This is a genomic window from Streptomyces sp. NPDC050732 (genome assembly GCF_040654255.1).
Lineage (GTDB): Bacteria > Actinomycetota > Actinomycetes > Streptomycetales > Streptomycetaceae > Streptomyces.
This window is the reverse complement of the sequence record NZ_JBFAHP010000052.1, coordinates 26,246-47,136: the sequence shown is the minus strand read 5'-3', so window position 1 is coordinate 47,136 and position 20,891 is coordinate 26,246. Positions and strand designations below refer to the sequence as shown.

Genomic DNA, 20,891 nt, shown 5'->3' with positions numbered 1-20,891 from the left:
CGGGCGGCTTGGGGGGTGGGGGGGGGGCCGCGGCGGCGGCCCGCGCCGGGCGGGGGGGGGGGCCGCGCCCCCCCGCGCCGGTGTCTGCGTCTGTTCGCCTTGTGTCGTCGTGCCGTGACTGCTTGCGCCGTCGCCCCGAGTCGGACGGCGTGGTGGTTCTCGACGCTGCCTTGCGGCGCTAGCTCTCGGCCAGGATGTGAGAGAGCTCCGTGTCGAGATCGAAATGGCGGTGTTCCGTGCCGGGTGGCACGGCTGCGTCCGTTCGCTTCAGGAAGGACTCCAGGGCCCGCGCCGGGGCCTCCAGCAGAGCCTCGCCCTCCGGGGAACTCAGGGCGATGCAGACGACGCCCTGACCGTGGCTCCGGGACGGCCAGACTCGGACGTCGCCGGTACCGGTGGGCCGGTGCAGGCCCTCGGCGAGGAGGTCGCGGGCGAACACCCACTCGACGGTTTCCTCGGCTCCGGTGTGGAAGGTGGCGTGCACGGCATAGGGATCGGCCGTGTCATACCGCAGTCCTGCGGGTACAGGCAGTGAGGACTCGCTCGACACAACGAGGCGCAGGTGCAGCTCGCAGCTGACCGTGGTGTTCATAAGCGCCAGGGCCTTTCGCTCAGTGTGCGCTCGGGGATTCGCACGTCGGCGAAATCGACATGCCACCTACGGTGCCGTTGTAAACCCCTCTGAGGGCTTTGCGTGTCTTTAGACGCCTCGTATGGCGGGTTGTCCCGTCTCTTCGTGCGCCCATTCCGGTGACGGGTTTCCGTCCGGTAAGGTTTGGCCGCATGAATACGGGGAGTAACGAGCCGGCGGGGGTCACGGATCCCGTCGCCGGAGTCAAGCCGGAACAGCCGCTCGGCTCTCGGGCGCCGGGGTTCGTCCAGGCCCGCAAGGCACTGCACCTGAGCTGGCAGGTCGGCGTCTTCATCGTCGGTCTCGCGGTCGTCGTCGCGGGCATCATCATGCTGCCCCTGCCGGGGCCGGGCTGGCTGGTGATCTTCGGCGGCATGGCGATCTGGGCGACCGAGTTCGTCTGGGCCCAGCTGGTGCTGCGCTGGACGAAGCGCAAGGTCACCGAGGCCGCACAGCGCGCGCTCGACCCGAAGGTGCGCCGCAGGAACATCATCCTGACGACGATCGGGCTCGTGATCGTCGCGGTGCTCGTCGGTGTCTACGTGTGGAAGTTCGGCATCACCATGCCGTGGGAGATCAAGGAGTGACCTCCGGGTGACTCCAGGGCGGTCCGGAGCACCCGCTGACATGCGGTAATGTTCTCTCTGCGCCCGGGGCGATTAGCTCAGTGGGAGAGCGCTTCGTTCACACCGAAGAGGTCACTGGTTCGAACCCAGTATCGCCCACCCCGGATTACGGCCCGGAGGCTTTTGAGCCTCCGGGCCGTTCTCGTATTCCCGCGTTCTGCAACAGAATTGACGGGTCGACATATGGGCTCATTGACTCCGCATGTCGTGTCGGCGATCGGGAATCAGCGCATTCGGTCGAGCGCATTCCGCAACCGCCGCGCGTCCCGCAGCCGTTGTTCGTACGTCGCGCCGACGACGAGGAGCAGCAGACCCGCGAGCGCGGGCGGCAGCCAGCGGGGCAGGACCCCCACGGCCTGCACGAGATACGGGGCCAGTTCGTGCAGCGCGTCCAGGGCGAGGACCGAGCCGCCCAGGACCAGCGGGGCGCGCAGTCGGTGATGGGCGCCCAGCAGCGTCAGGGCGAGGGCCGCGGTGCCGAGCAGCAGCGGACGCTGCCAGTACGGATCGCCCCAGGCGGCGGCGAGGCTCGGCAGCAGCGTGGTCGCGAGGCCGGGTCCGTACGCCGTCCAGGAGGAGGCCTCGGGGTCACGGCGCCGCCGCAGCAGGCCGAGGAGCAGCGCGGGAATCGTCACCGGCAGGGTGTACGCCTCTGGGGCCGACACCTCCCATGACGCGAGACGGACCCAGCTCGCCAGGACGAACAGCGCCGCGGCCGCGTAGCCGACGGGCCTGCGGTCCGGGCGCAGCGCGGTGCCGGACGCGATGAGCCCGCCGAGCGCGAGGGCGAGCGCCAGCGTGGGCGCGGTGCCCGCGGCGAGCAGGACGGCGACGGCTCCGGACGCGGCCGCCGTGATCTCGACGGGCGGCGCGAGGGCATGCCGGCAGAGGCGCGCCGCGGCGAGTGCGGCAAGGGCCGGGACCGTGAGGGTGAGCAGCCCGGTGTGCTCCGGACGCAGCCCCCACGCGGCACCCGCGGCGCAGACCAGCGCGGTGGCATGGGCGACGACGGCACACCCGGCGATCGCCGCCGTACCCGGCGCCGAGACCACGCCCCGCGCCATGCGCACGCAGACGACGAGGTGGAGCACCGTGAGCACACCCAGCGTGGAGAGGGTGGCCGCACTCGTCGCCAACGAGAGGAACGCGACGCCCACCGAGGACACCAGCGCGAGGACGGAGGCGATGAGTGCGGGGGTTATGGGCGCGGTGGTGGGGGTTGCGGGCGTGGGGGTGGCAGAGGTAGCCGACGTGGTGGGTGTTGCAGGCGTGCCGGAAGCGGCGAGTGCGGTGGGTGTGTCTGGTGCGTCGGACGCAGTCCGCGCGGTGGGGGTGGCGGGCATGCCGGAAGCGCCGGAAGCGCCGGGCACGGCTGGAGTGCCGAAAGCGGCGGGCGCTGTAGGCGTGGTTGGAGTGCCGGAACCGGCGGGTGCGGTGGGAGCGGCGGGCATGGCGGGTGCGGCGGGCGTGTCTGGTGCGGCGGGCACCGCGGAGGCAGTCGGCGCGCTGGGTGCGGCGGGCATGCCGGAAGCGCCGGGCGTGGCTGGAGTGCCGAAAGCGGCGGGCGTGTCTGGTGCGGCGGGCACCGCGGAGGCAGCCGGCGCGCTGGGTGCGGCGGGCATGCCGGAAGCGCCGGGCGCGGCTGGGGTGCTGAAAGCGCCGGGTGCTGTGGGCGTAGTTGGAGTGCCGGAAGCGCCGGGCGCCGTCGGCGTGGTTGGAGTGCCGGAAGTGGCGGACGTGGCGGACGTGGGATGAGGGGCGGAGGTCGCCGATGACACAGCCGGAGCGCTGGGCGTGGCAGGGTCGGCGGACGCGAGCGGCGCGGCGGACTCGCTCCGGGTCGCGGTGACGAGCAGGGCTGCGGTCACCAGGATCTGCGCCGAGAGCCCGGCCTCGTACGGAAGCCGGAGGGCGGCCGGCAGTGCGATCGCCGCCGACCAGACGAGCACCGGCGCACCGTACCGGGCCGCCCGCCGGGCCGTCCCGCCCAGCGGGCCACTCGCCGCGACCAGTACGGCGGCGACGGCCACGAGCACCAGCGGGGCCAGGAGCGGGTGGAGGAGCGGCAGTTCGAGGAGCAGGGCGTCCCGGGCGTCCGAGGGGGCGCCCGACCAGACCCGGGTCGCCCAGCCGAACGGCCCGATCAGCGCGATCCAGGCGACCGGCAGCGCCCACAGCACCGCGCAGCCCTGCGCCACCGCCGACGCCACGACGATCCCGCGCCGCAGCGCCCCGGGCAGCGCGGCGCGGGCGGCCCCCAACAGCGCGATGCCGCAGAGCAGATAACCCGGCACCGTCCACGCGGCGGGCAGCACGGTGCGCAGCACGCCGCCGGACGCGGCCACCACGAGCAGGCCGGCGATGGCCGCCGCGCCGGTCGTCACCTCCCGGTTCTTCGCCCACCACGCGGCTGCCAGCGCGATCAGGGCGGCGAAGAGCAGCAGCATGCCCGCGCGTGCCGCCCCGGCCGGGTCCGTGGCCCGGGTGGACAGCCAGCCGGCGCCCACCGCACCCCACAGACCCAGCACGCAGGCACCGGCCGTCGCGACGACCCGTACGGAACGGACGCCCGCCCGCAGCGCCAGTGCGGTGTCGAAGGCCGCCGTCACGAGCAGCGCGGCCGTCATCGCGTGGTCACCGGCGTGCGCGGCGCCCGCCCACAGCACCAGGGGCAGTTGGGCGGTCGCGACCGCCGTCGGCAGCGGCGAGCGCAGCCCGCCGAGCAGCAGCCCGTACCCCGCCCACAGCGTGGCGAGGACCGCGGAGGCCCCCGCCGCGTAACCGAGGGCGCCCGTGTCGGAGAGGGAGAGGTAGCGCAGCGCGTACGCGTCCAGGACGGTCAGCGCGAGCCCGAGGCCCGCCACCGCCTCCGCCGTCGAACGCAGCGAACGGCGCAGCAGGAGCGCGGGAGCGGCGAGCGCCGCCAGCGTCACCGCGCCGAGGACCGCACTGCGGCCGCCGATGCCCAAGTGGCCCCAGCTGACCACCGTGAAGGCGATCGCCGCGACGGTCAGGAGCACCCCGCCCAGCGTGAGCAGGACGTTCTGCGCGCTCGGCGGAGCGGCCCCGGGGGCGGGCGGGCCGACCGGGCGAGGGGGCGGCCCGGCCGGGCCCGCCGCGCGCAGGGCGACGCCGAGCAGCCAGGCCCGGCGCTGCAGCAACAGCGTCCTGCGCGCCTCCAGTTGGCGCAGCTCCCGGTCGAGGAGGCGGAGCTCCTCGGCAGGGGGCGGAATGTTCGTCATGCCTCGGAGTGTGGTCCGCGCCACCCCGTGCGACATGGGTGTGGATACTCAGGGACGTACTCAGATTCGGCGCACGATTGGGCAGACTCGGTCCATGGACTGGTGTCATTACCGATTCCGCAGCGTCTGGCACGTCCCCGGCGCGCCCGCGGACGCCTATGCCGAGCTGGAGCGCGCCGAGGACTATCCGCTGTGGTGGCCGCAGGTGCGCGAGGTGAAACCCATCGACGACCGCAGCGGCGTCATCCGCTTCCGGTCCTTCCTCCCGTACGACCTCGTCGTCACCGCGGAGGAACGGCGCCGCGACCCCGCGGCCGGGGTCCTGGAGATCGGCATGACCGGGGACCTGGACGGCTGGGCGCGCTGGACCCTCACGGCCGCGCCCGCCGGGACGCGGGCCCGCTACGACCAGGAGGTCGACGTGCGCAGTCCCCTGATGCGCCGCCTCGCCGTCCCCGGACGCCCACTGTTCCTGCTCAACCACGCCCTGATGATGCGGGCCGGCCGGCGCGGCCTCGCCGCCCGGCTGGCAGCGGTTTGAAGGAAGGGCGCCCGGACCTGTATTGTTCAGTGCGTTCCCGGGCGATTAGCTCAGTGGGAGAGCGCTTCGTTCACACCGAAGAGGTCACTGGTTCGAACCCAGTATCGCCCACCCGGAGAATGCCGGTCCGTCAGCAGACGGACCGGTTTTTTCTTGCCCGCCGAGGCCTCGCCTCAGGCGGCCGCCCGGAGTTCGGGACGCAGCGGCCACGCCGGGTCCACGGCCTCCGGTGTGCCGCTCTTCGCGAACCACGCCTGCAGACCGCGCGCCTGCGCCGCGTGCCAGACCGCCTGCAGCGTGTGCAGCTCGGCCGGCGACAGACGCTCCAGGCGCGCCGCGAAACGGCGCCCCACCGCGCGTACGACATCCATCGCGGCCTGCGCGTCCGCCGCCGCGTCATGGGCCTCGGCCAGCTCCACCTCGTAGTGCGCGCACAGGTCGGTGAGCGTGCGGCGGCCCTTGCGGTACCGGTCGAGCTGCTTGTCCAGGACCCGGGGGTCGATCACACACAGCGATGAACCCTCCATGTAGCGGCTCAGCGACGAGGCGCGGTGCCTGCGCAACTCCCGGTCCAGGATGGTCAGGTCGAACGGCGCGTTCATCACCACGATCGGCCGGCCCGCCGCGCCCTGTTCGGCCAGGTCCCGCGCTATCTCCTCCATCACCGGCGCGGGCCAGCGGCCGGTGCGCTGCAGGTGATTCTCCGTCAGTCCGTGCACCGCGGTGGCGGCCTCGGGCACGGGTACGCCCGGATTCACCAGCCAGCGGGTGATGCGCGGTCGGGTTCCCGCGCCCTGCTGGACGACGACGGCGGCCGACACGATCCGGTCGGTCTCGACGTCGACGCCCGTGGTCTCCGTGTCGAATGCGGCCAAGGGGCCCTCGTACCAGCACGTCATGATGACGCAACTCCTCGTTCAGTCCCGGCAGATGACGTTCGGTCCCCTGCCCACGACGGTGATACCCGGGCCGTTTGCGCTGTACGCGGCCCGGAGACAACAGAGGTACGGGGCTTTGAAATTGACCGCCCGAGCGGGCAACTACCGGGTTCGGAAGGCTTGTTGACCATGGCGCTCGCGCAGCCCGAACAGGGTGGGCTGCTGCCCGGGCGGATCGCACCGCCGCGCGGCACACTCGCCACCACCGCCTGTATGGAGACGCTCCAGGTGGGCTATCTGCACGCCGTCGCGGCGGCCGCGGGATGCTCGCTCTCCCAGCCGTTCCCGGACAACGGCATCGACTGGCACGTCAGCCACAGCGCGCCGGGGCACACGGTCGACGACGAAGTGACCATCAAGGTCCAGCTGAAGTGCACGTACCAGATACCGCCGAACCCGGCGGGACCCGCCTTCTCCTTCACGCTCGACAACGCGCACCTGGAGAAGCTCGCCCGCACCCCGGTCTCGGTCCACAAGATCCTCGTCGTGATGCTCGTCCCCCGGTCGCGGGACGACTGGCTGCGCGCCGGCCACGACCGGCTCGACCTGCGGCACTGCTGCTACTGGACCAACCTCGCCGGGCACCCCGTCACCGGCCGGCGCAGGACCACCGTGCGCGTCCCGACCTCGCGGATCTTCGACGACCGGGCCCTCTGCGAGATCATGACGCGCGTCGGTACGGGAGGACGACCCTGATGCACCGCCCCTTCGACCACGACGAGCCCCTGCCGCCGGGACGCCCGCACCCGGCCCCGGCCCACTGGGCACGGCCGCCCGAACCGTCCTCCGTCGACCCCGCCGTCCTCGGCGCGCTCCTGGCCCGGCACGGCTGGCAGCGGCGCGGCGGAGCCCCCGGCCGCTACGCCCGGTGGACCCCGCCGGGCCCCGGCGGCGCGGGCACCAGCCTCCTCGTGCCCGAGAACCGCGCCTTCCCCGACTGCGAGGACCTGATCGGCGAGGCACTCGTCGCGCTGTCCCGCAGCGGGTCGCCCGCCGCCCGCGACGTCCTCGTCGGACTCGCCGTGCCCAGCGACGAGATCCACTGGTGGCGCGACGAACCGGTGGGGCCCGCAGGCACCGCCACCTGGCCGGCGGAGGAACAGCTGCGCTCCGCCGCGCGCCGGATGCTGCTCGCCGGGGCGCTCGCCGCCCGAGCCCGCGCCGGGTACCACGGCGCACGCCACCGCGGGCCCGCTGCCGCGTCCCTGGACGACGTCCTGGTGGGCCCCGCGACGGGCGGGCGCAGGCTCACCGCCTTCGTCCCCGTCATGACCGGGCGGCCCCTCGCGGTCCGGCTGCACCAGGCCCTGTACGCGGCCCGGGAGGCCGTCGACTACCAGCGCGCCACCGGCGGCATGGACGCCTTCGACGGCGCGGTCGAAGCGGGCGTCAGCCACGAGCTGACCGAGGCGCTCGTCGCGCTGGTGCGCGGCACGGAAGGGGCGCGCGTCGCGGTGGAGTGGGCGCCGGCCGCCGGGGTGCCCGAGGGCTGTACGGCAGGCGCCGGACCCGTCGAGTTCTCGCCCGGAGACCTGGCGGCGCTGCGCGCGGCGGGCGCCCGGTACCTGCGCGCCGAGCCGTCGGTGCCGGTGCGGATCACCGGGACCGTGGTGCGGATGCGGCGGGCGGCGCCGAGCGGGGACGGCACGGTGCGGATCCGGGTGATCGCCGGGGCCGAGGTCCCGCACGTGCGGACGACCCTGGACGAGGAGGCGTACCGCATCGCGGGCCACGCGCACCTGGTCGGGCTGCCGATCCGGGTGCACGGCCGCCTGGAGAGCCGGGGTGGCTTCCGCAGGCTCACCGGGGCGACCGGGGTGGTGCCCGTGCAGGTGGACGACGCGGAGCGGGACCGGCTCATGAAGTCGCTCCAGGAGAACCTCGACTTCTTCGAGGAGGCGTGCGGCACGGACTGAAGGGTGCGGGGAGAAGGGGTGCGGGGGAGATCCGTTTCGCGGCGGGGGCCCGCGGCTCGGTACGATCCCTCTTGCGCGCGCAGTGGAAAGCGTCGCAACCCCCTTCAGCTAGGAGAGACCGGTGTCAGACGTCCGTGTGATCATCCAACGCGATTCCGAGCGGGAAGAGCGCGTGGTGACGACGGGCACTACGGCCGCCGAGCTCTTCCCCGGCGAGCGCACCGTCGTCGCCGCGCGCGTGGCCGGCGAGCTGAAGGACCTGGCGTACGCCGTGGCCGACGGCGACGAGATCGAGCCCGTCGAGATCTCCTCCGAGGACGGCCTGAACATCCTGCGCCACTCGACCGCGCACGTCATGGCGCAGGCAGTGCAGGAGCTCTTCCCCGAGGCCAAGCTGGGCATCGGCCCGCCCATCCGGGACGGCTTCTACTACGACTTCGACGTCAAGGAGCCCTTCACCCCCGAGGACCTCAAGCGCATCGAGAAGAAGATGCAGGAGATCCAGAAGCGCGGGCAGAAGTTCTCGCGTCGCGTCACCACCGACGACGACGCCCGCGTCGAGCTCGCCGACGAGCCGTACAAGCTGGAGCTCATCGGCCTCAAGGGCAACGCCGCGCAGGCCGCCGACGGCGCCGACGCCGAGGTGGGCGCCGGCGAGCTGACCATCTACGACAACCTCGACGCCAAGACCGGCGAGCTGTGCTGGAAGGACCTCTGCCGAGGCCCGCACCTGCCCACCACCCGCGTCATCCCCGCCTTCAAGCTGATGCGCTCCGCCGCCGCCTACTGGCGAGGCAGCGAGAAGAACCCGCAGCTCCAGCGCATCTACGGCACCGCGTGGCCGTCGAAGGACGAGCTGAAGGCGCACCTGGAGTTCCTCGCCGAGGCCGAGAAGCGCGACCACCGCAAGCTCGGCTCCGAGCTGGACCTCTTCTCCTTCCCGGAGGAGCTCGGCCCGGGCCTCGCGGTCTTCCACCCCAAGGGCGGCGTGATCCGCAAGGTCATGGAGGACTACTCGCGGCGCCGCCACGAGGTCTCCGGCTACGAGTTCGTGAACACCCCGCACATCTCGAAGGAGAAGCTCTTCGAGATCTCGGGTCACCTGCCGCACTACGCGGAGGGCATGTTCCCGCCCATCGAGTTCGACGAGCAGAACTACCGCCTCAAGGCGATGAACTGCCCGATGCACAACCTCATCTTCAGGTCGCGCGGCCGCTCCTACCGCGAACTGCCGCTGCGCCTCTTCGAGTTCGGCACCGTGTACCGGTACGAGAAGTCGGGCGTCGTGCACGGCCTGACCCGCTCGCGCGGCTTCACCCAGGACGACTCGCACATCTACTGCACCAAGGAGCAGATGCCGCAGGAGCTCGACACGCTCCTGACCTTCGTGCTCGACCTGCTGCGGGACTACGGCCTGACCGAGTTCGAGCTGGAGCTGTCCACCCGCGACGACTCCGACAAGTTCATCGGCGAGGACGCGGACTGGGCGGAGGCCACCGAGGCCCTGCGGCTCGCCGCCGAGAAGCAGAACCTGCCGCTGGTGCCCGACCCGGGCGGCGCCGCGTACTACGGCCCGAAGATCTCGGTGCAGGCCAAGGACGCCATCGGCCGGTCCTGGCAGATGTCGACCATCCAGGTCGACTTCAACCAGCCCAAGCGGTTCAACCTGGAGTACACGGCCGCGGACGGCTCGCGCCAGCAGCCCGTCATGATCCACCGCGCCCTGTTCGGTTCGATCGAGCGGTTCTTCGGAGTGCTCCTGGAGCACTACGCCGGCGCGTTCCCTGCCTGGCTGGCGCCCGTCCAGGCGGTCGGCATCCCGATCGGTGACGCGCACGTCGCGTACCTCCAGGAGTTCGCCGAGAAGGCGCGCGCCCAGGGGCTGCGCGTCGAGGTCGACGCGTCGTCCGACCGCATGCAGAAGAAGATCCGCAACCAGCAGAAGGCCAAGGTGCCCTTCATGGTCATCGCGGGCGACGAGGACATGAACAACGGTTCCGTGTCCTTCCGCTACCGCGACGGCTCGCAGGAGAACGGCATCCCCGTCGACGAGGCCATCGCGAAGATCGCGAAGGCGGTCGAGGACCGCGTCCAGGTCTGATGTCACGGTGACACTGCGGTGAGCTCAGGCCCCGGGGACCTCTCCCCGGGGCCAAGTCATATGCTTCACCTCATGACGAGTGAGCCGGAGCAGCAGATCGGAGTCGGGGCACAGGACGCGTTCCAGCGCCTGTGGACGCCCCACCGGATGGCGTACATCCAGGGCGAGAACAAGCCCACGGGCCCGGGGGCCGACGACGGCTGTCCCTTCTGCTCCATCCCGGCCAAGTCCGACGAGGACGGTCTCGTCATCGCGCGCGGCGAGCAGGTGTACGCGGTCCTCAACCTGTACCCGTACAACGGCGGGCACCTCATGGTCGTGCCCTACCGCCACGTCGCCGACTACACGGACCTGACGGGCCCGGAGACGGCCGAGCTCGGCGAGCTCACCAAGCAGGCGATGAAGGCGCTGCGCGCTGCGTCCGGCGCGCACGGCTTCAACATCGGCATGAACCAGGGAGCCGTGGCGGGCGCGGGGATCGCCGCGCACCTGCACCAGCACGTCGTCCCGCGCTGGGGCGGCGACACCAACTTCATGCCGGTGGTGGGGCACACGAAGGTGCTGCCGCAGCTGCTCGCCGACACCCGCAAGATGCTCGCGGACGCCTGGCCCGCGGCTCTCTAGTCCGCGGGCCGGCCCGCGGGCCGGCCCGCGGGCCTTTCCTCGTTCGTACGCCCCCTACGCGTCGTACACGTCCGCCTTCCTCGGCATCGGGTCCTGGATCGCCCCGCTGAGGAAGCCGGAACGGGCGCCGAACTTGGTCGTGTCCACGCCGTTCTCGTCGAGGACCTTGATCGCAGCCGAGTGCACCACGCGCAGCACGGGCGTGGCGGCGCGCAGCGCGTCGTCGGCCATGAAGCGGTGCCGCCAGGGCTTGTCCGCCCAGGCGTGCCGCAGGCCGAAGGGCTCGGGCAGGACGAGCCTGCCGCCGAGGTAGTCCAGGAGCGGCGGGTACCAGGTGAAGGGGGCGCGGACCGCGAGGCGCACGACCTCGTCGGCGTCTATCAGCGGCAGGTTGCGGGTGGTGGTCTCCCAGAACTTGATCGCCTTGGAGACCGTCTTCGTCTTGGGCGAGGGCTTGGTGGTGAACAGCGAGTGCACCGGGCCGAGGGCGTGGCCGGTGACCTCGATGCGCAGCGTCTCGTGCAGCACGGTCACCGTGATCAGCATCGTGATGACCAACTGGCCGTCCCAGAGCGTGAACTGCACGCCAAGGTAGTGGCGGTTGCCGCTGCCGAACTGCTGTTCGTTGCAGATCCGCTGTATCTCGTGGCCGCGGATCTGGAAGGCCTCGACGTCCGTGCCGGTGGGGCGGGACACCGCCTTGGCGTTCTCCCCGATGGGGGAGACGATCCAGTGCTTTATGTCCGGGGTGGGGAAGCCGCCGGTGTGCAGGGGACCGCGCTCCAGCATGCGCAGCTGGTCATGCACCGCGCGTATGACGTCCCAGCTGCGGAAGGGGTGGATCTCCTTGCTCGGGTCGGCGGGCACCAGCTCCTCGGCCAGCTGCCAGCTGCCCCAGCGCGTGCCCATGCCCAATATGCCCTTGGGCCCGGCGTAGAACACGGAGTTGCTCTGCTGCTCCGCGGAGAGCCGCGCCAGGCCCTGGCGGAGCCGCTCGGCGGCCGTCTCACCGGGGCTGCCGGGCACCGCCTCGGGAATCTTCGCGCCGATGCCGCCGCCCGCGAGCAGGCTCGACCAGCGGTCGCGCAGGTCGTGGGCGGTGCGCTCGGCGATCTGCTTGGCCCAGAACCAGCCCACCACGGGGAGCACGATCGCCGCGCGCAGATACCAGGCCCAGAAGCCGCCGAACGGCAGCTTCAGGAGGGCGAGGGCGGCGAGCACCCCCACGGCCACCAGGACGGCCGTCGCGAGCGCGCCCGCGCGCTTGTCCTCGCTCTTGGCGACCTGCCTGCGGATGGTGAAGACGAGGAGCCAGACGAGCAGCCCCGGCAGGAACAGCACCCCGCACAGGACCATCACGGCGGTCAGCCAGCTGTCGCGCTCCTTGCGGATACGGTTCGCCGCGAGGCAGTGCTCGACGACCGCCTGCGGCTCCGTCCCGAAGGACTGGATGAGCGGATTCCGGCCGCCGCCGAGCATCCGCACCTGTACGGTCCGCGCGAACGCCTCGCCGAGGTTCGGCTTGAAGAGGGAGAAGAGGCCGGGCTTCACCTCGGACTTGTGCCACTCGCTGTTGGCCGCCAGGATGCCCTCGACGTCGCCGTCGCGGTACGCCGCCGAGGCCAGGGCATGCGTCGCCGCCGTCTGTCCCGCGGCGCCCGAGAGAGGAACCTGGGCCCCGGGCCTGAAGTCGAATACATCGTCCGCCACTGCCGCCCCCATCGCCGCGACGCCTTCGCTGCTGCGGCTCTTCCCGACTTCCCTGTCCGGCACACCTGTTGCTGTCCGGTACACCGTTGATCAGGTCATCAGCGTATCGGGGAGCACCGACATCCGTCAGGGGACGGCGGAATGCCGCCCGCCCGGAGAGGGCGGCGGGCGGCCGGTGCCGGAAGGTCCGAACTACGAGCCGCCCCGCGCCTGTTCGCGGATCCTCTCGGAGAGCTGCGGAGGCATCGGCTCGTGGCGTGCGTACGTACGGCTGAAGCGCGCGGTGCCCTGCGAGAGGGACCGCAGGTCCACCGCGTACCGGCCGATCTCGATCTCGGGCACCTCGGCCCGCACCAGGGTCCGCCCGCCCGCTGCCTGCTCGGTGCCGACCACCCGGCCGCGGCGGCCCGACAGGTCGCTCATCACCGCGCCCACGTAGTCGTCGCCGACCAGGACCGTCACCTCCGCGACCGGTTCGAGCAGATGAATCCGGGCCTCGGCCGCGGCCTCGCGCAGCGCGAGGGCGCCCGCCGTCTGGAACGCGGCGTCGGAGGAGTCCACCGAGTGCGCCTTGCCGTCGAGCAGCGTGATGCGTACGTCGATCAGCGCGTACCCGGCGGCGACGCCCTTGGCCGCCTGTGCGCGCACGCCCTTCTCGACGGACGGGATGAACTGCCGCGGGATCGCGCCGCCCACGACCTTGTCGACGAACTCGATGCCGCTGCCGCCGGGCAGCGGTTCGACCTCGATCTCGCAGATCGCGTACTGGCCGTGCCCGCCCGACTGCTTCACATGGCGGCCCCGGCCACCGGACTTGCCGGCGAACGTCTCCCGGAGGGAGACCTTGTGCGGCACCACGTCGACCTGGACGCCGTACCGGCTGCGCAGCCGCTCCAGGGCCACGTCGGCGTGCGCCTCGCCCAGGCACCACAGGACCACCTGATGGGTGTCCTGGTTCTGTTCGAGCCGCATTGTCGGATCCTCGGCGACGAGCCGTGAGAGGCCCTGCGACAGCTTGTCCTCGTCGGCCTTGCTGTGCGCCTGGATGGCGAGCGGCAGGAGCGGGTCGGGCATGTCCCAGGGCTCCATCAGGAGCGGGTCGTCCTTCGCGGACAGCGTGTCGCCGGTCTCGGCCCGGTTCAGCTTGGCCACGCACGCCAGGTCGCCCGCGACGCACCGGGTGAGCGTGCGCTGCTGCTTGCCGAAGGGGGAGGAGAGGGCGCCGACGCGCTCGTCGACGTCGTGGTCCTCGTGGCCGCGGTCGGCCAGGCCGTGCCCGGAGACGTGCACGGTCTCGTCGGGGCGCAGGGTTCCGGAGAAGACGCGGACGAGTGAGATCCGGCCCACGTACGGGTCGGACGCGGTCTTGACGACCTCGGCCGCGAGCGGTCCCTCCGGGTCGCAGGTGAGCGCGGGCCGCGCCTTGCCGTCCGGTGTGGTCACGGCCGGTGCCGGGTGTTCGAGCGGGGTCGGGAAGCCGCCCGTGACGAGCTCCAGGAGCTCGACCGTGCCGATGCCCTGGCGGGCGCCCTCCGCGGCGGGCGCGGCGGCGAGCACCGGGTGGAAGATGCCCCGCGCGACGGCCCGCTCCAGGTCGTCCACGAGTGTCTTGAAGTCGATGTCCTCACCGCTGAGATAGCGGTCCATGAGGGACTCGTCCTCGCTCTCGGAGATGATCCCCTCGATCAGGGTGTTGCGCGCCTGTTCGATCAGCGGCAGCTGGTCCTCGCCGGGCTCGGACTCCTTGCGCTCCCCGGAGGCGTAGTCGAATATCCGCTGCGAGAGCAGCCCGATCAGACCCGTCACGGGGGCGTGGCCGTCCGGCCCCTGCTCTCCGTAGAGGGGCAGATACAGCGGCAGTACGGCATCGGGGTCGTCGGCGCCGAATGCCTCGGCACAGGTCCGGGTCATCTCCGTGAAGTCCGCTCGGGCCGACTCCAGGTGGGTGACCACGATGGCCCGCGGCATGCCGACCGCCGCGCACTCCTCCCACACCATGCGGGTCGCGCCGGTGATGCCCTCGATGCCCTCCGCCGCCGAGACGACGAAGAGGGCCGCGTCCGCGGCGCGCAGACCGGCCCTCAGCTCCCCGACGAAGTCGGCGTATCCCGGGGTGTCCAATAGGTTGATCTTGAAGCCGCCCCATTCGACGGGGACCAGGGACAGCTGCACCGAGCGCTGCTGCCGGTGTTCGATCTCGTCGTAGTCGGAGACGGTGCCGCCGTCCTCCACGCGGCCCGCCCGGTTCACCGCCCCCGCGGTCAGTGCGAGAGCCTCCACCAGAGTCGTCTTGCCCGAACCGCTGTGGCCGACCAGCACCACATTCCGTACGGACGCGGGGTGGTCGGCCGATGCTGCCCTGCCGGCGGCTCCGGGGTGTGCGTTCGCCTTGTCGCCCATGCCTTGGCCTCCCGGTCACGTGCACGGTGAGGAGGCTCAGCCCCCTCGGGGATGCTGGCTGCTCGCGGACGCGCGGGGGCCGGGTGCGGGGCGGCCCCGGCGGCGCCCGTCATGCTTTCGAGCTTTCCACTCGGGTCACTCTGCGTCCATACGTCGTACGCGATCGTGAGGGGGCGAGCCGGTCCGTCAAGGGCGTGACTACGATGGGCCAGCCGGTGGCCAACGGGGCCACACGGCGCACCGAACCCTCGGGAAGGCCATGCTGAACAAGTACGCGCGTGCATTCTTCACGCGTGTCCTCACACCGTTCGCCGCGTTTCTCATCCGCCGCGGGGTCAGCCCCGACGCGGTCACCTTCATCGGCACCGCCGGTGTGGTGGCGGGAGCGCTGGTCTTCTTCCCCCGGGGAGAGTTCTTCTGGGGAACGATCGTCATCACCCTGTTCGTCTTCTCGGACCTCGTCGACGGCAACATGGCCCGCCAGCTCGGCCGCTCCAGCCGCTGGGGCGCCTTCCTGGACTCGACGCTCGACCGGGTGGCGGACAGCGCGATCTTCGGAGGCCTCGCCCTCTGGTACGCGGGATCGGGCGACGACAACATCCTCTGCGCCGTCTCCATCTTCTGTCTGGCGAGCGGCCAGGTGGTCTCGTACACAAAGGCACGCGGCGAGGCCATCGGCCTGCCCGTCGCCGTCAACGGCCTGGTGGAGCGCGCCGAGCGCCTGGTGATCTCCCTGGTCGCCGCGGGCCTCGCGGGCCTTCACAAGTTCGGCGTCCCCGGCATCCAGATCCTGCTGCCCATCGCCCTGTGGATCGTCGCGGCCGGCAGCATGGTCACCCTCGTCCAGCGCGTCGTGACCGTGCGCCGGGAGTCCGCGGAGGCGGACGCCGCCGCGGCCGCCGACGCGCAGGAGAGTGAGGCCGCGCAGTGAAGGACCGACTCACCGACGCGCTGTACGGGCTCGGCTGGAGCACCGTCAAGAGGCTCCCCGAGCCGGCCGCCCAACGGCTCGGCAGGACCATCGCCGACACGGTGTGGAAGCGGCGGGGCAAGGGCGTGCTGCGGCTGGAGTCCAACCTCGCGCGCGTGGTGCCCGACGCGAGCCCGCAGCGCCTGGCCGAGCTCTCCAAGGCGGGCATGCGCTCCTACCTGCGCTACTGGATGGAGTCCTTCCGGCTGCCGTCCTGGAGCAGGGACCGCATCGTCGAAGGCCTCGACGTCAAGGACGTCCACCACCTCACCGACGGGCTCGCCGCAGGCAAGGGCGTCGTCCTCGCGCTGCCGCACCTGGGCAACTGGGACCTCGCGGGCGCCTGGGTCACCACCAAGCTGGAGACCCCCTTCACGACGGTCGCCGAGCGCCTGAAGCCCGAGACGCTGTACGACCGCTTCGTCGCCTACCGCGAGAGCCTCGGCATGGAGGTCCTGCCGCACACCGGCGGCGCCGCCTTCGGCACGCTGGCGCGGCGGCTGCGCGCGGGCGGTCTCGTCTGCCTCGTCGCCGACCGCGATCTGTCGTCCTCCGGAGTCGAGGTCAAGTTCTTCGGAGACACCGCCCGGATGCCCGCGGGGCCCGCACTGCTCGCGCAGCAGACCGGCGCCCTGTTGCTGCCCGTCACCCTCTGGTATGACGATTCGCCCGTCATGAAGGGGCGCGTCCATCCGCCCGTCGACGTCCCCGAGACAGGTAACCGGGTCGAGAAGACGTCTGCCATGACACAGGCGCTGGCCGACGCCTTCGCCACCGGTATCGCCGACCATCCGGAGGACTGGCACATGCTGCAGCGACTGTGGCTCGCCGACCTGGAGCCCCGCCCCGACGACGAGGCCGCGACCCGCCGGGCGGGGGAGCCCTCGTGAAGATCGGCATCGTCTGCCCCTACTCGTGGGACGTGCCGGGCGGCGTCCAGTTCCACATCCGCGATCTGGCGGAGCACCTCATCCGCCTCGGGCACGAGGTGTCCGTACTGGCCCCGGCCGACGACGAGACACCGCTCCCGTCGTACGTCGTATCGGCCGGCCGCGCCGTCCCCGTGCCGTACAACGGCTCCGTCGCACGGCTCAACTTCGGCTTCCTGTCGGCCGCGCGGGTGCGCCGCTGGCTGCACGACGGCACTTTCGACGTCATCCACATCCACGAGCCCGCCTCGCCCTCGCTGGGGCTGCTCGCCTGCTGGGCGGCGCAGGGCCCGATCGTCGCGACGTTCCACACGTCCAATCCGCGCTCCCGGGCCATGATCGCCGCGTATCCGATCCTGCAGCCCGCCCTGGAGAAGATCAGCGCCCGCATCGCCGTGAGCGAGTACGCACGCCGCACGCTCGTCGAACACCTCGGCGGCGACGCCGTCGTCATCCCGAACGGCGTCGACGTCGACTTCTTCGCCGAGGCCGATCCCAGACCTGAGTGGCAGGGGGAGACGATCGGCTTCATCGGCCGCATCGACGAGCCCCGCAAGGGCCTCCCGGTGCTGATGAAGGCGCTGCCGCAGATCTTCGCCGAGCGGCCGAACTCCCGGCTGCTGGTCGCGGGCCGCGGCGACGAGGAGGAGGCGGTGGCCTCGCTCCCCGCCGAACTGCGCTCCCGGGTGGAGTTCCTCGGCATGGTCAGCGACGAGGACAAGGCGCGGCTGCTGCGCAGCGTCGACCTGTACGTCGCCCCCAACACCGGCGGCGAGAGCTTCGGGATCATCCTGGTCGAGGCGATGTCCGCGGGCGCGCCCGTGCTCGCCAGCGACCTGGACGCCTTCGCACAGGTCCTCGGCCAGGGCGCGGCGGGCGACCTGTTCGCCAACGAGGACGCGGAGTCCCTCGCCAAGTCGGCGGTACGGCTCCTCGCCGACCCCGACCGCCGCGAGGGCCTGCGCGAGCGAGGCAGCGCGCACGTGCGGCGCTTCGACTGGTCGACGGTCGGCTCCGACATCCTCGCGGTGTACGAGACGGTCACGGACGGCGCGGCGTCGGTCGCGGAGGACGAGAGAGTGGGGCTGCGGGCGCGGTTCGGGCTCACCCGTACCTGACGTACCGCCGCGCTCCGGCGCCCCGCGGGTGCCCGGTGGCGGACCGGTGGCCGCGGGGCGACTAGCCTGAACGCCCGTGACCTCCACACTGATCTGGATCGCCGTCGCCCTGTTCGCGATCGGCCTCTACCTGAGCTGGACCGCCGGACGGCTCGACCGGCTGCACGCGCGCATCGACGCGGCGCGCGCCGCCCTCGACGCCCAACTGCTGCGCCGCGCCTCGGTCGCCCAGGAACTGGCCACCTCCGGAGTGCTCGACCCCGCCGCCTCGATCGTGCTCTACGAAGCGGCGCACGCGGCCCGGCAGGCGGAGGAGGAGCAGCGCGAGGTCGCCGAGAGCGAGCTCAGTCAGGCGCTGCGGGCGATCTTCGGCGAGGTGCAGCAGGTCGAGGCGGTGCGCGAGGCCCCGGGCGGGGACGAGGCGGCCACCGAGCTGGCCGCGTCCGTGCGCCGGGTGCCGATGGCCCGGCGCTTCCACAACGACTCCGTGCGCGCCGCCCGCGCCCTGCGCAGGCACCGCACGGTCCGCTGGTTCCGTCTCGCGGGGCACGCGCCCTTCCCGATGGCCTTCGAGATGGACGACGAGCCGCCGACGGCACTGGCGGACCGTGCGACTACGTAGCGGCACGAGAGGCCGGTCGGTGCGGCTCTGACCAGGGGCACCAGAGGAAAATGAGCCACCGGTCATCCATTGGCCCTTGCTGTGGCCTGGTCGCCGGGCGTTTCCTCGGAGCTGTAGAAATCCTCTTCAGCGAGTGAGGTCAACTCCGTGTCCAGCACCCCTGACAGCACCAACCCGACGCCCGAGACCGGCACCGCCCGCGTGAAGCGCGGCATGGCCGAGCAGCTCAAGGGCGGCGTGATCATGGACGTCGTCAACGCCGAGCAGGCGAAGATAGCCGAGGACGCCGGCGCCGTCGCCGTCATGGCGCTGGAGCGGGTGCCCGCCGACATCCGCAAGGACGGCGGCGTGGCGCGGATGTCCGACCCGAACATGATCGAAGAGATCATCGAGGCCGTCTCGATCCCGGTCATGGCCAAGTCCCGCATCGGCCACTTCGTCGAGGCGCAGGTCCTGCAGTCCCTCGGCGTCGACTACATCGACGAGTCCGAGGTCCTCACCCCGGCCGACGAGGTCAACCACAGCGACAAGTTCGCCTTCACCACCCCCTTCGTGTGTGGCGCCACCAACCTGGGCGAGGCCCTGCGCCGCATCGCCGAGGGCGCGGCCATGATCCGCTCCAAGGGCGAGGCCGGCACCGGCAACGTCGTGGAGGCCGTCCGCCACCTGCGCCAGATCAAGAACGAGATCGCCAAGCTGCGCGGCTTCGACAACAACGAGCTGTACGCCGCCGCCAAGGACCTGCGCGCCCCCTATGAGCTGGTCAAGGAGACCGCCGAGCTCGGCAAGCTCCCGGTGGTCCTCTTCTCCGCCGGTGGCGTCGCCACCCCGGCCGACGCCGCCCTGATGCGCCAGCTCGGCGCCGAGGGCGTCTTCGTCGGCTCCGGCATCTTCAAGTCCGGCGACCCGGCCAAGCGCGCCGCCGCCATCGTGAAGGCCACCACCTTCTTCGACGACCCGAAGATCATCGCCGACGCCTCCCGCAACCTCGGCGAGGCCATGGTCGGCATCAACTGCGACACCCTGCCGGAGACCGAGCGCTACGCGAACCGAGGCTGGTAATGACCACTCCCGTAGTGGGCGTCCTCGCCCTTCAGGGGGACGTACGGGAGCACCTGATCGCCCTGGCCTCGGCGGACGCCGTGGCCAGGCCGGTCCGGCGCCCCGAGGAGCTCGCCGAGGTCGACGGCCTGGTCATCCCCGGCGGTGAGTCCACCACCATCTCCAAGCTGGCCACCCTCTTCGGCCTGATGGAGCCCCTCCGCGCGCGCGTGCGGGACGGCCTGCCGGTCTACGGCAGCTGCGCGGGCATGATCATGCTCGCCGACAAGATTCTCGACCCGCGCTCGGGCCAGGCGACGGTGGGCGGCATCGACATGATCGTGCGGCGCAACGCGTTCGGACGGCAGAACGAGTCGTTCGAGGCGGCCGTCGACGTCAAGGGCGTCGAGGGTGCCCCGGTCGAGGGCGTCTTCATCCGCGCCCCCTGGGTGGAGTCGGTCGGCGCCGAGGTCGAGGTGCTGGCCGAGCACGGGGGCCACATCGTCGCCGTGCGCCAGGGCAACGCGCTCGCCACGTCGTTCCACCCCGAGCTGACGGGCGACCACCGGATTCACGCGCTGTTCGTGGAGATGGCGCGGGGTAACCCCCGCGCGGGATCCTTGTAGGATCTCCGGGGATCCCACCGTGGCCTCAAGGCCTGAAGGTCTGGGAGAGTTCGTACTGGTTGTTGGGTAACGCGAAGGAGACAGGCAGATGTCCGGCCACTCTAAATGGGCTACGACGAAGCACAAGAAGGCCGTGATCGACGCCAAGCGCGGCAAGCTCTTCGCGAAGATGATCAAGAACATCGAGGTCGCGGCCCGTACCGGCGGCGCCGACGTGTCCGGTAACCCGACCCTCTTCGACGCCATCCAGAAGGCCAAGAAGAGCTCGGTCCCGAACAAGAACATCGACTCCGCGGTCAAGCGCGGCGCCGGCCTCGAAGCCGGTGGCGCCGACTACGAGACGATCATGTACGAGGGCTACGGCCCGAACGGTGTCGCGGTGCTCATCGAGTGCCTCACCGACAACCGCAACCGCGCCGCCTCCGACGTGCGCGTGGCCATGACGCGCAACGGCGGCTCGATGGCCGACCCGGGCTCCGTGTCGTACCTCTTCAACCGCAAGGGCGTCGTCATCGTCCCCAAGGGCGAGCTGAGCGAGGACGACGTCCTCGGCGCCGTCCTCGACGCGGGCGCCGAAGAGGTCAACGACCTGGGCGAGACCTTCGAGGTCCTCAGCGAGGCCACCGACCTGGTCGCGGTCCGCACCGCGCTCCAGGAGGCCGGCATCGACTACGACTCGGCCGACGCCAACTTCGTCCCGACCATGCAGGTCGAGCTGGACGAGGACGGCGCCCGGAAGATCTTCAAGCTGATCGACGCCCTGGAGGACAGCGACGACGTGCAGAACGTCTTCGCCAACTTCGACGTCTCGGACGAGGTCATGGCGAAGGTCGACGCGTAAGCGGCAGCTCGCGCA

Annotated in this window: 18 protein-coding genes and 2 tRNA genes; 15 read left to right on the top strand and 5 right to left on the bottom strand. The window is 71.6% G+C overall.

Features of this window, described 5'->3' with window-relative positions:
- Positions 1–178 precede the first annotated feature (178 nt).
- Positions 179–592 carry an SsgA family sporulation/cell division regulator gene (locus AB0H82_RS33790; RefSeq protein WP_003959770.1) on the bottom strand — a complete coding sequence of 138 codons (414 nt, stop codon included), beginning with the start codon at positions 590–592 and terminating at the stop codon, positions 179–181.
- A gap of 191 nt (positions 593–783) precedes the next feature.
- Between AB0H82_RS33790 and AB0H82_RS33785 the strand changes: the two genes are divergently transcribed.
- Together AB0H82_RS33785 and AB0H82_RS33780 are read left to right on the top strand one after the other, a co-directional pair.
- On the top strand, positions 784–1,218 hold the full coding sequence (locus tag AB0H82_RS33785; RefSeq protein WP_362999339.1) for a TIGR02611 family protein: 435 nt from the start codon (positions 784–786) through the stop codon (positions 1,216–1,218).
- Positions 1,219–1,284: 66 nt separating this feature from the next.
- Positions 1,285–1,356 (top strand) — tRNA-Val (locus tag AB0H82_RS33780).
- A 125-nt stretch (positions 1,357–1,481) separates the two neighbouring features.
- Here AB0H82_RS33780 and AB0H82_RS33775 read toward each other — a convergent pair.
- Positions 1,482–4,499 carry a hypothetical protein gene (locus AB0H82_RS33775; protein ID WP_362999338.1) on the bottom strand — a complete coding sequence of 1,006 codons (3,018 nt, stop codon included), beginning with the start codon at positions 4,497–4,499 and terminating at the stop codon, positions 1,482–1,484.
- A 94-nt stretch (positions 4,500–4,593) separates the two neighbouring features.
- Between AB0H82_RS33775 and AB0H82_RS33770 the strand changes: the two genes are divergently transcribed.
- The gene (locus AB0H82_RS33770; protein ID WP_362999337.1) at positions 4,594–5,040 is read left to right on the top strand and encodes an SRPBCC family protein; all 447 of its coding nucleotides are present in this window, start codon (positions 4,594–4,596) and stop codon (positions 5,038–5,040) included.
- Positions 5,041–5,079: 39 nt separating this feature from the next.
- Positions 5,080–5,151 (top strand) — tRNA-Val (locus AB0H82_RS33765).
- Positions 5,152–5,213: 62 nt separating this feature from the next.
- Here AB0H82_RS33765 and AB0H82_RS33760 read toward each other — a convergent pair.
- The gene (locus AB0H82_RS33760; RefSeq protein ID WP_362999336.1) at positions 5,214–5,939 is read right to left on the bottom strand and encodes a 3'-5' exonuclease; all 726 of its coding nucleotides are present in this window, start codon (positions 5,937–5,939) and stop codon (positions 5,214–5,216) included.
- A gap of 168 nt (positions 5,940–6,107) precedes the next feature.
- On the opposite strand from AB0H82_RS33760, the gene AB0H82_RS33755 reads away from it, so the two are divergent.
- The 4 genes from AB0H82_RS33755 (at position 6,108) to AB0H82_RS33740 (ending at position 10,619) form a co-directional block, all read left to right on the top strand.
- The gene (locus AB0H82_RS33755; protein WP_362999335.1) at positions 6,108–6,674 is read left to right on the top strand and encodes a DUF4365 domain-containing protein; all 567 of its coding nucleotides are present in this window, start codon (positions 6,108–6,110) and stop codon (positions 6,672–6,674) included.
- Positions 6,671–7,894: a hypothetical protein gene (locus AB0H82_RS33750; RefSeq protein WP_362999341.1), complete on the top strand. Its 1,224-nt coding sequence runs from the start codon at positions 6,671–6,673 to the stop codon at positions 7,892–7,894. Before AB0H82_RS33755 ends, AB0H82_RS33750 begins: the two co-directional genes overlap by 4 nt.
- A 121-nt stretch (positions 7,895–8,015) precedes the next feature.
- Positions 8,016–9,995, top strand: coding sequence for a threonine--tRNA ligase (gene thrS / locus AB0H82_RS33745; protein ID WP_362999334.1), 1,980 nt, complete (start codon positions 8,016–8,018; stop codon positions 9,993–9,995).
- Between the two features lie 60 nt (positions 9,996–10,055).
- Entirely contained in the window at positions 10,056–10,619 is a 564-nt protein-coding gene (locus AB0H82_RS33740; protein ID WP_362999333.1) for an HIT domain-containing protein, read from the top strand.
- 54 nt (positions 10,620–10,673) lie between these two features.
- On the opposite strand, the gene AB0H82_RS33735 is transcribed toward AB0H82_RS33740, so the two are convergent.
- Positions 10,674–12,341: a hypothetical protein gene (locus AB0H82_RS33735; RefSeq protein WP_362999340.1), complete on the bottom strand. Its 1,668-nt coding sequence runs from the start codon at positions 12,339–12,341 to the stop codon at positions 10,674–10,676.
- A 180-nt stretch (positions 12,342–12,521) separates the two neighbouring features.
- On the bottom strand, positions 12,522–14,729 hold the full coding sequence (locus AB0H82_RS33730) for an elongation factor G-like protein EF-G2 (protein ID WP_362999332.1): 2,208 nt from the start codon (positions 14,727–14,729) through the stop codon (positions 12,522–12,524).
- 259 nt (positions 14,730–14,988) lie between these two features.
- On the opposite strand from AB0H82_RS33730, the gene pgsA reads away from it, so the two are divergent.
- From pgsA to AB0H82_RS33695, 7 genes are all read left to right on the top strand, one after another.
- On the top strand, positions 14,989–15,660 hold the full coding sequence (pgsA, locus tag AB0H82_RS33725) for a phosphatidylinositol phosphate synthase (protein ID WP_362999331.1): 672 nt from the start codon (positions 14,989–14,991) through the stop codon (positions 15,658–15,660).
- Positions 15,657–16,589, top strand: coding sequence for a phosphatidylinositol mannoside acyltransferase (locus AB0H82_RS33720; RefSeq protein ID WP_362999330.1), 933 nt, complete (start codon positions 15,657–15,659; stop codon positions 16,587–16,589). Before pgsA ends, AB0H82_RS33720 begins: the two co-directional genes overlap by 4 nt.
- Positions 16,586–17,746, top strand: coding sequence for a glycosyltransferase family 4 protein (locus tag AB0H82_RS33715; protein WP_362999329.1), 1,161 nt, complete (start codon positions 16,586–16,588; stop codon positions 17,744–17,746). Before AB0H82_RS33720 ends, AB0H82_RS33715 begins: the two co-directional genes overlap by 4 nt.
- Before the next feature lie 76 nt (positions 17,747–17,822).
- Complete coding sequence (locus AB0H82_RS33710; RefSeq protein ID WP_362999328.1) at positions 17,823–18,368, top strand: hypothetical protein; 546 nt, start codon at positions 17,823–17,825, stop codon at positions 18,366–18,368.
- Positions 18,369–18,515: 147 nt separating this feature from the next.
- Positions 18,516–19,430 (top strand): pyridoxal 5'-phosphate synthase lyase subunit PdxS, encoded by a 915-nt coding sequence (gene pdxS / locus AB0H82_RS33705; protein ID WP_362999327.1) that lies wholly within the window; start codon positions 18,516–18,518, stop codon positions 19,428–19,430.
- Complete coding sequence (gene pdxT, locus AB0H82_RS33700; protein ID WP_362999326.1) at positions 19,430–20,035, top strand: pyridoxal 5'-phosphate synthase glutaminase subunit PdxT; 606 nt, start codon at positions 19,430–19,432, stop codon at positions 20,033–20,035. The genes pdxS and pdxT overlap by 1 nt, the downstream gene beginning before the upstream one ends.
- Before the next feature lie 88 nt (positions 20,036–20,123).
- On the top strand, positions 20,124–20,876 hold the full coding sequence (locus tag AB0H82_RS33695; RefSeq protein WP_362999325.1) for a YebC/PmpR family DNA-binding transcriptional regulator: 753 nt from the start codon (positions 20,124–20,126) through the stop codon (positions 20,874–20,876).
- Positions 20,877–20,891 lie beyond the last annotated feature (15 nt).